Source organism: Paraglaciecola sp. QJM3NY_14 (genome assembly GCF_056173245.1).
Genome location: NZ_CM149664.1, coordinates 3,353,342 through 3,366,257 on the forward strand (window position 1 = coordinate 3,353,342; position 12,916 = coordinate 3,366,257).

Genomic DNA, 12,916 nt, shown 5'->3' on the forward strand with positions numbered 1-12,916 from the left:
TGAAAATAGTAGTCTCTTTGCGTATGCAATCATCATGCGTATTTTTAATTTACGCTTGGGTCGCTTTCAAATAATACGGCTAAAGATAGCGCTTTCAGAAAAGACGAGACGCAAACTGATAGGCATTCGTCGATTCTTCAATTGGCTCTTCTGTGGTCTTTAACGCTTCTTGTGCGGCCGACGCCTCTATGTTGTCGCCGAAGAACGTACCTGCATAATCGAAATCGACAATCGCATCACTGACCGTTGAGCCAGTTACGCCTTTGACCATCAAATCAGCCGCAGATAAGGCTAAGCCGGTAGGTCCACCGTATAAAAACCCACCTGCCAAACTGGCCGCTGCGCTCATCGCTTCGCCGGTCATATCTTGGTAAAGACTAGAAACAATGGGCACGTGCTGTGCAATATTTACTGTATCAAAAAATTCATTTAAGCCGAATCCATCCTCACCAAAAGACAGCTCACTCATGTTATTTAAGAACGAATAACTGGCCTGAGCATCCGTCACGGTATTCTTTGACGCAGTTAAGAGGCTAGACTCATCCGTGGTAGTTTGTGAACTGCTGGCTGAGTCAGTCAGACCACTAAACAAACTAGTATGCAAACTGGTCAATAAATTTGACTGCATAGTGGCAAGTGACTCATCCGAAAGTGAGTCGTCCAAAAAAGACGTGCCAATGCCTGCGAGTAGTCCGCTCGTCGAGTCCCCAGTACCGTCAGTGATTGCGCCATCACCTAGCAATCCGTTGAACAAATTAGCATTAAGAGAGGCCATCAATTGTTGCTGAATTTTCGCGATGCTTTCATCTGCACTCAAAGCAGCACTGATAAGCGAGCTCCCTGAGGTGATAGCACTCGACGATGCATCGATGGCGTTAGATGACGCAGCGCTACCATCGGTCTCTTTATTACCCGATAAAAGTGAGGAAAATAGACTTGTAGCCGCCACGCCCGAGGCGACCCCGGTAGTCAAAGCGGAGTCACCAGAGCTGCTATTTTGTGCTGTCGAAGTCGCTTTTTGCGTAATGGCGCTAGCCGTATCATTCCCCATGGATTCGCTGGCTGAGCCTTGCAGGCTAGCCAAAATATCCGCAAAATACGCACCAACCCCTGTGCCGCTTCCAAATGAAGATAAGGCAGTTTCATTTTCTGTTGATTGCGTATCATTGGGTACATTGGATAGTACTGATGTGTTTGGCTCGGTAAATTGACTTAACGAAAATTGATCAATGATGCTCACCCTGTCCCCTGATTAACGTAATTATTTAATTTTCATAGCAACGTCACTCATACCAGACTAATCCAGAACCAAGCAGATAATTTACCTATCTTTGCAAAGTTGACCCTTCATTACACAACCTTGACACAAGTCAGACAGACAAGCTTCAAGCGAATATGCGAACATAATTATTCGCTTTCTATTTGAAGTTAAAGTCATGTTAATCAGAGTCTTAATGCTATCTGTGATGTTCCTTGTCACGGCTTGCAGTACCCCCGTATCGAATGAGGAACAGGTTATCGCCAGTAGCCCTACTAACCCCAATGTGAAGCAACGCGCTATTCAGCCGACGAAGACCGAAATTGAGCGCGGAAATCCTGAATTTCGACCGGTGCGAGTAGACCCTTTCCCTGCGGTTAAAGTACCTACTGGTTCGCTGTTTGATCCCGACAACTTAGTCGGTTTGTATCAACGCAATAATCGTTACCGTGTAGGGGACATGATATTAGTTGAATTGGCTGAGAAGACCTCGTCCAAGAAAACCTTGAATTACAGCAGAGATAAAAGCGGTAATTTCACCCTTGATCCTGTCACCGTGAATGCAGGTCCGCTGCAAATCAATGGTGATAAACTTAATGCGGATTTTGAGCAAGAAAACGAGTTTGATAGCTCAGCAGAAACCAAGCAAGACAATTCCTTAGAAGGTGATGTCACGGTTTACGTGCTTGAAATCATGCCCAACGGAAATTTACTCGTGGCTGGTGAAAAGTGGATGACGCTAAATAAAGGTGAAGAATTCATCCGTTTTTCCGGGGAGATTCGCCCTACAGATATCAGTAACGACAACACCGTCAGTTCCGTAAAAGTGGGTAATTCACGTATCGAATTTAGCGGCAAAGGCGAGCAACAAGACAACCAAGAGTCATCTTTGTTAGGCAAACTTTTCGGTATTTTAGAATAAATGAACGCGTTACGCCGAGCACTTTTTGCTTACTTACTTCCTCTTCTCGCGCTTGGTTTATACAGTCAGCAAACCCTAGCGGTATGGTACCAAGGGAATGCACAGTTGGCCGTTGACGGAGTGGATCTTAACGTTATTCGCGCGGCGGCGATTAAAAATGCCATTGCCGATGCTTCTTTTCAGCATGGCATCATGATCACCGCCAAAGACATTTCACTCGATGGCTTATTGCAAAGCAGCAAAACCGAATTGCGCAGTGAAGGTAAAATCAGGCGCGTCGAAATTCTCAGTGAAGAAGTTATCGATGATGTTTTACACGTGTACGTGAAAGTCGATATTGAACCCCTTTTTGACTGTAGCCATGACAACTACATGCGCGCTTTGCTTGTTACCCAACTGCCCGTGCTAAAACCTGCTCAAGCCAGTTACGGCGCTATTTTTGATCTAGGGCCACAGGTCAGTAAACGTGTAGAACAGCAATTATTCTCGGATGAGTTGGTGGCAAAAGTACAACTGATTAATCAGGTATTTATTCCTAAAAGCGTGCTGCAAGAGCCTACCTTTGGGTATATTTCCCAGATCGCTCGTCATCTGGCAAATCAATATCACAGCCAATTTGTGCTGTTTGGCTATATCAGAGACATTAGTCTTTTTGAGCAAACCACTAAAGGCTTGATCAGCGATGATGTGGCCCTTAGGCGCAACTTCACTATGCAACTGTATTTATTTGATGCCTTTAACAACAAGATGCTGGTGAATCAAAGTTATCATGGCGAAGCAGATTGGAGCTTTGCTGCCACCTACCCGGTCGATACTTACAATAGCCTTTTTTGGCGCAGCGATTACGGCCGCGTCGTATTGAACACGATCAATAGCGCGGTCATTGATATCAGCAACACTCTCACCTGCCAGAAATCACTTGGCCAAATCATCCACAAAAACAATCAACAGATAGTGATTAATATTGGTAGTGAAATGGGCGTCGCAAGCGGAGACAGGTTTCAACTGATTAAAAGCGAAGCCATACCCGGTCAAAATGGTGATATGTTCAACATATTGACCAACGAAGACGAACACGTATTAACCGTAGTCAGTGTAGATGCACAAACCGCCACGTTGACCAGCAAAGACGCCAGCCTTTTCGACAACAGCAATTTGTTTGACCTCGTCAGCCCGCTTGCGGGCTATTAAGAGCAAGCCTGCTTGCGAGGTATTAAGAGCACTCCCACCTGACGGCTCTTAAGGAAAGTTGAATCAGGGCCGAAACGAGAACCTCATATAATCGAAGAATGCATGAGACTTTTCTGCTCCTCATTGCTGACTCACATGTGGTTTCTAAACCAGATTGCTATCGTGTTTGTCACTTCATCATAGTGCAACAATAAATCGTGGCCACCGGTTCCAAGTTTCACACATTCAAAGGCGTTTCCGGCCTCTTCAAGTGCTTCCTCCATATTAATTGATTGCATAAGAGAATCGCCTAATCAGATACACCCACGACAAAAAACGCTCGAATGTTTCATGGGTATCTTTATATTTTAACGGCTATCATTCAAACGATTTGGTCAGTCCCTTTTAAATTTACGCAGAGTGGGTAATTACTTACTCGAATTAGTATTAGGCATTTTTTCCGCAACACTTTTTATATTTACGCCCGTTCCCACAGATACATGGGTCATTACGCCCTACTTTTGGTGTGGCTCGCACAATTGGACTAGAAGGTGGACAACAACTCGTGTTGGTACAACCTGCCCCTTTGGCCGCGACAGATTGGTTCGATCCGCTTTCGGTATTCTGATTCATATTTTCTATTCACCCTCTTTCAAAATTTACACACTGATTCTTAACGCTGAATTTAAATGCTAGGTCCACTTGCCACCCTATAGAAAATAACAACATTTCTAAACCCCAAGCATACTTGATATATCAATAAAATTTTTCCCTGTATAGACTTAGATCAAGCGCTTCATTAGCCTCGACCAACACTGGCGCTGTGAAAAACGTGGACTCCAATTTTCGCCCCGCCAAAACATGCTAAGTAGATTAAATAGCGCATTGACACTCATGACATACCTGATGACAAAAATACGCATCGTTACCCACTGAACTTAACACCGAAATAAGGCATCATGTGGTGCTGTTTCTTGGCGTTACCAATATTCAAATTGTAGGAAGTTTAATGAGTGCGAGTACAAGTACGAGTAAAAGTACAATTACCATACTAGATGGCGGCATGGGCCAAGAATTACTGCGTCGAAGTTCCCGCGACGTCACCCCTATGTGGTCGGCTGACATTATGCTTAATGAACCAGAGCTAGTCAGAGATTTACATCGGGAGTTTATCAACAGCGGTGCTCGCGTCATTACACTCAACACCTATACCGCTACCCCACAACGCCTTAAGCGTGAAAACCAATTTGAGCAATTAGTGCATTTACATGATGCGGCGATGCGCGCCGCTCAAGAAGCGATTGCGCTTACCCAAAGAGATGATGTAATGATTGCCGGTAGCTTGCCGCCGTTGGTGGCAAGCTATCACCCTGAAGTGTCTTTATCGTTTGAAGACTCGCTGGTGAGCTACCGTCAATTGGTAGCATTGCAATCGCTTGGCAGTGATATCTTTATTTGCGAAACAATGTCGTCGATTTGTGAAGCCCAAGCGGCCTGCACGGCGGCCAAAGAAAGCGGCAAACCCGTTTGGGTAGCGTTTACAGTCAGTGACACTGAGCCAGATCAGCTGCGCAGCGGCGAATTATTAAAAGACGCACTGGACGCATTAAAAGCACTTTCGCCAGATGCCATAATGCTCAATTGCAGCTTACCAGAGGCCATCAGCGCTTGTTGGTCTTTAATGCAACAATCGAATGCGAAAATAGGGGCCTACGCAAATGGTTTTGTCTCAATCGATGCGTTATACCCCGGCGACACAGTAGAAGAATTAGAAATGCGCAAGGATATGAGCCCAGAACAATACGCTGCTCATGCAATGCATTGGGTGCAAAACGGTGCTTCTATCATTGGTGGTTGTTGTGAAATTGGCCCTGACCACATCAAGGCGCTACACAGCAAGTTGCAAAGTGAAGGCTTGATATAAACCTTTCCCTTTAAAGGCCAATGGTACTTGGACGTGTGGCCGTGACGTACAACACTACACTATTCACTATGCCCGCTTAAGAGACTATTTAGGTTCTTTAGCGCCATAGGTTAAATGGGAAGGGATTATATGAAAAACAGTTCCGAGATTAACCGCTAGTTTAACCACTGCAATACCTTTGCTGAAACGCCACAGGGTCACTTTCAAAAGCGTTAACACAGCGCTGACAAATGCAATGCCTGTGTTGACTGCTAGCTGGCACCAAATCAATCAGAGACTGTGGTATTTTTTGCGCAAAACACCAACAGGGTGCAGATTGCGCAGGCGACAAAGACATGCCTCTCTCAGGAGGTAATTGATCAATGGAAACACCAGCATTTATAGTCCTAGATGAAACCCCATCAACCAGAACATTTTTCACCTGAGCATTTTTAATTTGAGCGCTCAAACACCTATTACCCAGCTGGCAAAATGGGCAGCGCATAGCGGAACTTTTCACCGAAAATTCAAGTGTGTTATTCATACGCATTTCCAAGGCAGTTTAGGTATCAGATTGTAAAAAGTGTGCCATATTATGACGTGAAATGCGTTTTCTAATTTTTAAACTTTGGACTGCTAGCTTTAAATTGACAGTTAGTACCACATCAAGCAATAGGGTTTTATCATTTACCATTAGCTGTGACTCTTATCCCAGTAAATTTTATTAACCTTAGTTGATGTTCGCGAGTTGCTCATACTTTCATGCAGGTTTAGACTGATCCTGCGTGGTGTAAATAGGTAATTGATACTTATTTTTGCTATCCGCTTTTATAACTCATGGACTTAAACGAACGATTTTGAGAGCCTATGTGAAAGCGAACACCGCTTTCGCTTAAATAACATAGGCCACAGGAGCAAGGATTTTGGCAGCAAAGGCAGGCTTATCGATTCGCGCACGTTACATATTAGCCCTCTCATTAGTTGCCGCAACTGTTAGTGGTTCAGCTCTGACCCTCAAATATATTTTCAACGCACAAGCTACTGATGCATATGTGATTAACGTAGCCGGTCAACAAAGGATGTTGTCCCAACGGATAGCCCTTTCCATATATCGCCTATCAACTTGCCCTGATGATGAACTAACGGGCACGACCAAAAACACCCTAAAAAGCACGCTAAGTCAGTTTAAAGCCAACCATGTTTATTTAACTAATTTGCCTAATATTCCTCCCTCGATACACGACTTATACTATAGCGAGCACGCATTAGAATCGGCAAGCATGCGATATGCAGATGAAGCAAACACATTTCTAAATCTTGACTCCACTTGCATTGCTCCACCACATCACTTTGATGCACAAAATAGTGATGCATTACTATTGAGACTTGATCAGGCAGTAAAGGCCTTTGAAGATGCCGCAACGGCCAGGGTTCAACGCGTTGAGAATATAGAAATGTTTTTATGGGGTTTCACTTTACTGCTACTACTGTGTGAGGCCATATTTATTTTCAGACCGATGGAGCAACAAATCACGTTTGCGATGGCATCGTTAAAAGACGCTCTATCGGCATCTAAAAAAGCCCAAGCAGAAGCTATTGATGCAAGTAAAGCTAAATCGGAATTCCTTGCCAGCATGAGCCACGAACTTCGCACGCCCATGAATGGTTTATTTGGTATGATGGAACTAGCCATCGATAATCCTCACAAAAGTGGGGAATATTTAAAGAAAGCTAAAAATGCCGGTAGGCAACTGTTAGTGTTGATCAATGACGTCCTTGATCTATCGAAAATTGAAGCAGGTAAACTACGTATTGAGCGCACATCTGTAGATTTGTTACAACTGATGGACGACGTAACCTCTGTACAATCGGCTAATTGTCGCTTAAAAAAATTAGCCTTTGATTATCAAAAACAAACCAATCTGCCTGCGTATATTGTGGGAGATCCTACTCGCATAGCGCAAATTTTACACAACCTATTAAGTAACGCGATTAAGTTTACGCAACAAGGCACAGTGACCTTGAGAATTGGGGTGTTTATCACAGAGAAGCGCCACTGGTTAACAATCGATGTGCAAGACACAGGAATGGGCATCCCCCCTGAAAAGACACGAACTATATTCAATAAATTCGAACAAGCAGACCAATCAACTACCCGTATACACGGTGGCACGGGTCTAGGTTTATCTATCGCCAAACAACTGACTGACTTGATGGGCGGCAAATTAACCGTACAAAGCGAAGTGGACAAAGGCAGTTGCTTTACGTTTTCCGTACCGATAGAAATCGATGACAAACAGGTCGAAAATATTTATTCGAAACAAACATTACGCTGTGCAATTGTGGACGATCTACAAACCAGTCGAGAGTATATTCAGCATATCGTCACGTCTTTAGGGTGCTTACCTAACACATTCGATAATGCAGAAGACTTCTTAGCTAGCGATATATCTCAGTTCGACGTTTTGCTGCTTGACCTGTCGATGCCTGAAATAACCGGTGTGGATGTGGTCGAAACACTAAGAGATCGGCAATTAAGCAAGCTACCCCATATCATCATTGTATCGGCGGTAATAGAGCATCTTGACTGCTCTACATCTGTACGTGATTTGATTTGGCGCACCCATGCAAAACCTATTGTAAGGCAAGAGTTAGAGAGCGACTTAAAAAAGCTGCAGAACTTCTATTCTCGCCAGCACACCTCTATCGAAGAGGAACAGCCAGAACATAAAGTTCTGATCGTAGAAGACAACGAAATTAATGCAGAAGTGGTCAAAGTCATGCTTGAAGGCGCGGGCTATCAAATCGTTATTGCCACTGACGGCGAGAAAGCATTGCAGGCCTGTATTTTCGAACAATATGACCTAATTTTGATGGATATGCACATGCCTGTAATGGATGGCATCACCGCTACTCAAAAATTAAGAAGGGAAATGAACTTTACGAATCCTATCATTGCTTTGTCAGCCAATGCGTTTGTCGAAGACAGAGAGCACTGCATAGAGGCTGGAATGAACGACTTTATTTCTAAACCTGTTGAGAAACAGGCCTTATTGGCCACCATTAAACGGCATATAAAGTAAAAAAATGACTAGTTTATACTGGCGATGGAATTCGCCATTTCCCCGTATGTACGTGGGAAACGGCAAGCAAACCATAGTTGTACCTCATTTAAAGCAGCAGTTAAAACACTCTTTAAACAAGCGTTAGAACGCTAGTTAGAACGAATATCTAAGAACAGCGCCTAACGTGCTTACATCTGAAATTTTGGTGAATTTTATCCCAACAGAAACGTTCGAGTGAAAGAAATAGTTTGCCGCTATCGAGGTGATTGCTTCACTGTCACCGTCGAAACGGAGAAAGCCTGCCGCTGCCTCTAAGTCAATTTTATTGGTTACCATTGAACGAATGCCTATGGTAGCGCCAAAACCATCTGTATCTGTACTTGCACTGCCTCCAGAACCGTTCGCGCTAATTTCAGCATAATGGTACGCGACCGTACCGTATAAATCGGTAGAGCTAGACATTTTGTACCGATAGCCTAGTTCTGCTGAACCCTGATCAAAGTCCACATCTCCGCCAGATAAGTCATCACTGAGCATGCTGTAGCTGCCTCTGACAAATACATTATTCCCAAGCGATTTAGCGCCACCGACACCGACCCCTGTAGGATCAAAACCGTCGAAGTCAGAAATATCGGTGATAAAATATCCTCCTTGAACATAATCCCAGTTAGGGGAAGCCGCACATGCTGAGCCTGCAGATAATAGCGCGCAGAGAAGTAAAACCGCTTTTGATTTCATTTAGATTTATCCTTAAATTTATGCATATTTATCGTTTTTTAAAGCGCAAGTAGCCTATAGATACTCAAGCGAGAGGTCAATATTTTAACCTGTATGTTATTGGCCTAATTTTTTATTGGAAGTAAGATAAAAATTGGCTACTAGAATCACTCAAATAACCAATGGCCTTAAGCTGTCCTGTATCGAAGAAAATAGGTAACAATTTGTAGCTTACGCGTTTTGTGGGAAACTATTGGCCAAAAAGAAACTCTTACCGATAACCGTAAAATTTTAAATCGAAATGGAGTGACTATGAAACATATCCTGATACTGATGGTTACGTTGCTCACGTTAGCAAGCTGTGCGACGAATCGATTATCTGATCCTGAAAAGTCCATCATTATTGAAAAGTTTATTACGAGCGAACAACTGGAAGCGCGCAACAGCATCAGTGCATTCGATTTAGACAGTTGGGTATCATTAAGCGACCAATATCTTATTCTGCGGACGTCCCCTTTTCGCTCATACTTGGTGAAGCTCACCATGCGTTGTAGCGATATAAATTACTCGCCAGCCTTGCTTGTGTACTCGCGGATACCCAACACTTTAAGCGCCGGCTTTGATAGCGTTTTCACGCCAGATAACCATAGATTTAGATGCAATATCAGCCGTATCTACCCACTTAGCAAAGCGCAAAATAAAAGTTTAATTACTGCTGTGAGCCCTAAAGCAGAAGACAAGCCGTTACAGAGCGCTCAAGAAGAGAATGAAAGTGCCAGTGAACAGAGCAAGGCTAAGACTCAGTAGTCCATTTTGACCGACGAGTCTCAATGTTAATCTGGAGACGTTCACAGCTCGATTAATACTTACTCTCTTTAATCGAGCTTTTTTAGCGTGTGCAAAGTAATGTTAGTGTGTTTTTGATCGCTGAATTTTAGAGTACTTTTTTAATCAAAAGAGAATCTTCAGCGCAATATACGGCACCAAGTTAAAAACAAAAATGAGTAATTTATAATGCGCTAAGTAATTCATATACATGGTTTTTAATCGACGTTCTGGGATGCTAAAAAGCCTGCTATGAACAGATGTGATGCGCTCTCCCATCCAGATTAAGGCCAATGTAGCCAAACTCAGCAAACCAATATTAATCAATGACATCCAACCAAATATTTCGCTTAGTAAAACGGTGTTATGCATTTCATCTACCTTTGTGTTTAATGGCTCATTTACAGTTTATTGGCTTACTTGTATTTTATCGCCTAGCTGATTGCTTAGCTCTTAACCCACGCCCATGCTTTACTCAGCTCGTTTACATCAAAGTACTTTTCATCAATGTTGACCATTTTGGCAAAAGGACTATCAATTTCCACTAGCCACTTAATCACACGACTGGTAGATACGAGCGCAAGTTTGTCCATATGTTCAAGGTGGCCAAACGTCCATTTTATATCTTCAAACGCTGCCTTTAAGCCAATATCGAAATTATCATCAATTAAGACCAATACATTGATTTTGTTGTGCTGCGCTATCAGTGAATCAAACGTATTGATCCACTCTTTCTCTTGTGTCTGGTCAACCTTCCCACTGACTCTGATACCAATGGTGGCACCTTCACTTTGGGGTAACTGCGTGATCATAACTTTATTCCAAATAACATCTAAGTCTTAATAAAAATGTGAGGTTTAAAAAGCGCAATTCACGCCTTTATACTAGCGCCTCCATTAGTGCATCAGCCCCAGAATATTCACTACGTGATAACATCACTAATAATCAGGCCATATCACCAAAAGTCTAGTCTAGGCACAATAGGCGATATGATGAAAAACCGACTATTCCTCGGATAATTTTTTATAAGGACATCCAAGTTAAAGATTTTATTTGAACAGCCAAGCCAAATATTGCAAAGATCGTTCTCTTGTCTTTCTCACTTTTGATTTATAAAAGAGACCAATTGTATTAGTGCGAGCAATTTTTATATGGACATCCAAGTTAAAGATTTTGTATGAACAGCCAAGCTAAATATCACAAAGGTCGTTCTCTCGTCTTTCTCACTTTTAATTCATAAAAGAGACCAATTGTTTTAGTGCGAGCACCTCATATTAAAAACGAGCGCTATTTACACGAACTTCAAAGGGTTATTAAGGAATAAACATCGAATTTACAGAGTGTCAGGCATGGGAATATGCCAGGCGATAAGCCGATATTTTTTGATTTTAAATTCTTATAGAAGTATTTACAGACGTCTTTAAGCTGACGTCAGAAGCTTCCTGGCCTTAGTCATCCCTCGCAGTCGCTGATGATGGGTATGACGCTTGAACATGTTCATCATTTGCTCCGCACCTGCGGCGTAGCAAAAATGCTTTTCAAACTCCGTGGATAGGGTTAGCCACCGCACCGTGCCTGACCCGAGTCTTTCTAAAATAGGACTTTGCTTATGATCCATATAACCTGTCTTATCATCACGAATGCAGCGGCTTGTAGTATCTATAAGCTCGCAATAATCATTAAGTGAAGACGCGAGACCTTTGGGCATTTCTTCACGATAGCTGCCCACAAAGGGCATCAAGGCGCTAGGCTGCGACTGTTGATTTTTAGCCGCGTCGATCCGCTTTTTAATACTGGTGTGACTTGCCGTTTCGGGTGTTTCTGCCATTTTTGCGCGTATAGGGTTTAGGTCAACGTATGCCATACACGCCAGCACAGCACTTTCGTCCAATAGTGCCTGAGATTTAAAACGCCCCTCCCACTAATTTATCAGGAGTAAATTAGAACCGCTTTAGCTGGCCCGAAGGGAGAGCGCCAAGGATGGCGGCGAATAAAATCGGCGAGTGCAATCATCTTCTTTATTCGCCTCACGGGCAATAAACTCGTTCAAGTCACGCATAAACCAGCTTATGTCGTACAAACGCTTTCTGTATATTTCAACAGTGTCATCAAGCGAGATTAACTCGCCTTGGCTCAATGAATCGCCGTTCATAAATTTCTGCGTTACTAAAGTGCCTTTATGCACTCTGTAATAACGCCGAAGAACTTCTCTAGCGTCCCAGCTATCTGCCAATGCTTTATCTACACAAAGCACCACATGCGTGTGATTGCTCATCACTGCATAGGCACAAATACAGTAGCCGCGCTATCGATGGCGAATACAGAAGATAAAATCAACAAACGTTCCTCTACCCAGCTACGACGATGCTCGTAACTGTGCCCGGAATGCGCATCTACTCCGCATAAGAATGACTGCCGTACACAGCGGGAAATACAATGACAAATTTATCGGGAATAAAATTTGAACAGCTTTAGCTGGCTTCGAAGAAGTGAACGACATGGATGCTGTGAATAAAATAGGAGTATCGATTAAACTGATTTGGCTTTTTCGCGACTGGGTCATAACCATCAACTTGATCAAATAGAACACCTATCAAGCTTAGTTTAGAGGTGTAGATTCACAATTTTTAAAATGGCTGTCTTTCTTTTATTTTTCTATCATTTTGCATCGGTAATATCGCTGGGCATTGGCAGCATGAAAAAAGGTGGTTCGTCATTATTGTGATTCTCGCGTCTGTCGTGTGCTTTATCAGGTTGAGCGGCATATAAGGTTGAGACGCTTAACATCGAAATGTATGAGCTGGATGGAATAACATCACTCTTGGCGCTGGTTTGACCGCCTAATTGTCTTAGTCTTAGTTTTAGGAGTAATTGGCGTGTAGCTAGCGACTCTAAAGGCCCTAGTCAGGTGCGTACCACCACAGCAAATCAAGATTGAATTGCAGCTAAAGTTGAAATTGCGCCCGTTAAGTAGACATGAACGGCGCAGGAGGTATGGTTCACGTAATGGGTATAGTTTAAGTGGAGTTAGTAGCAAAGCGAGTTGTCAGTGATAG

The 12,916-nt window shown here is 43.1% G+C and carries 11 protein-coding genes and 1 pseudogene; 5 read left to right on the plus strand and 7 right to left on the minus strand.

Going from position 1 to position 12,916, the window contains the following annotated elements; translation table 11 throughout:
* Positions 1–94: 94 nt before the first annotated feature.
* Positions 95–1,240, minus strand: a complete 1,146-nt coding sequence (locus tag AC0VYA_RS14225) for a hypothetical protein (RefSeq protein ID WP_475488718.1) — start codon at positions 1,238–1,240, stop codon at positions 95–97.
* 196 nt (positions 1,241–1,436) lie between these two features.
* On the opposite strand from AC0VYA_RS14225, the gene AC0VYA_RS14230 reads away from it, so the two are divergent.
* Both AC0VYA_RS14230 and AC0VYA_RS14235 read left to right on the plus strand, forming a co-directional pair.
* Positions 1,437–2,180, plus strand: a complete 744-nt coding sequence (locus AC0VYA_RS14230; RefSeq protein ID WP_473474863.1) for a flagellar basal body L-ring protein FlgH — start codon at positions 1,437–1,439, stop codon at positions 2,178–2,180.
* A complete protein-coding gene (locus AC0VYA_RS14235) occupies positions 2,181–3,371 on the plus strand; it encodes a flagellar assembly protein T N-terminal domain-containing protein (RefSeq protein ID WP_475488719.1) in 1,191 nt (396 codons plus the stop codon).
* A gap of 426 nt (positions 3,372–3,797) precedes the next feature.
* Here the strand turns inward: AC0VYA_RS14235 and AC0VYA_RS14240 are convergent, their stop codons facing one another.
* Entirely contained in the window at positions 3,798–3,983 is a 186-nt protein-coding gene (locus tag AC0VYA_RS14240) for an SEC-C metal-binding domain-containing protein (RefSeq protein WP_475488720.1), read from the minus strand.
* Between the two features lie 376 nt (positions 3,984–4,359).
* On the opposite strand from AC0VYA_RS14240, the gene AC0VYA_RS14245 reads away from it, so the two are divergent.
* Positions 4,360–5,274 (plus strand): homocysteine S-methyltransferase family protein, encoded by a 915-nt coding sequence (locus AC0VYA_RS14245; protein WP_475488721.1) that lies wholly within the window; start codon positions 4,360–4,362, stop codon positions 5,272–5,274.
* A gap of 160 nt (positions 5,275–5,434) precedes the next feature.
* Here AC0VYA_RS14245 and AC0VYA_RS14250 read toward each other — a convergent pair whose 3' ends face one another.
* Positions 5,435–5,803 (minus strand): cysteine-rich CWC family protein, encoded by a 369-nt coding sequence (locus AC0VYA_RS14250; RefSeq protein ID WP_475488722.1) that lies wholly within the window; start codon positions 5,801–5,803, stop codon positions 5,435–5,437.
* Positions 5,804–6,176: 373 nt separating this feature from the next.
* On the opposite strand from AC0VYA_RS14250, the gene AC0VYA_RS14255 reads away from it, so the two are divergent.
* Positions 6,177–8,336: a response regulator gene (locus AC0VYA_RS14255; RefSeq protein WP_475488723.1), complete on the plus strand. Its 2,160-nt coding sequence runs from the start codon at positions 6,177–6,179 to the stop codon at positions 8,334–8,336.
* Positions 8,337–8,471: 135 nt separating this feature from the next.
* On the opposite strand, the gene AC0VYA_RS14260 is transcribed toward AC0VYA_RS14255, so the two are convergent.
* Positions 8,472–9,056, minus strand: coding sequence for an outer membrane beta-barrel protein (locus AC0VYA_RS14260; protein WP_473474875.1), 585 nt, complete (start codon positions 9,054–9,056; stop codon positions 8,472–8,474).
* Between the two features lie 291 nt (positions 9,057–9,347).
* On the opposite strand from AC0VYA_RS14260, the gene AC0VYA_RS14265 reads away from it, so the two are divergent.
* Positions 9,348–9,842, plus strand: coding sequence for a DUF6491 family protein (locus AC0VYA_RS14265; protein WP_475488724.1), 495 nt, complete (start codon positions 9,348–9,350; stop codon positions 9,840–9,842).
* 144 nt (positions 9,843–9,986) lie between these two features.
* On the opposite strand, the gene AC0VYA_RS14270 is transcribed toward AC0VYA_RS14265, so the two are convergent.
* The 3 genes and pseudogenes from AC0VYA_RS14270 to AC0VYA_RS14280 all read right to left on the minus strand — a co-directional run bounded on the left by AC0VYA_RS14270 (position 9,987) and on the right by AC0VYA_RS14280 (position 12,305).
* Positions 9,987–10,232, minus strand: coding sequence for a DUF6868 family protein (locus AC0VYA_RS14270; protein ID WP_475488725.1), 246 nt, complete (start codon positions 10,230–10,232; stop codon positions 9,987–9,989).
* Between the two features lie 74 nt (positions 10,233–10,306).
* A complete protein-coding gene (locus AC0VYA_RS14275) occupies positions 10,307–10,672 on the minus strand; it encodes a SpoIIAA family protein (protein WP_475488726.1) in 366 nt (121 codons plus the stop codon).
* 608 nt (positions 10,673–11,280) lie between these two features.
* A pseudogene (locus AC0VYA_RS14280) lies at positions 11,281–12,305 on the minus strand (transposase).
* Positions 12,306–12,916: the final 611 nt, after the last annotated feature.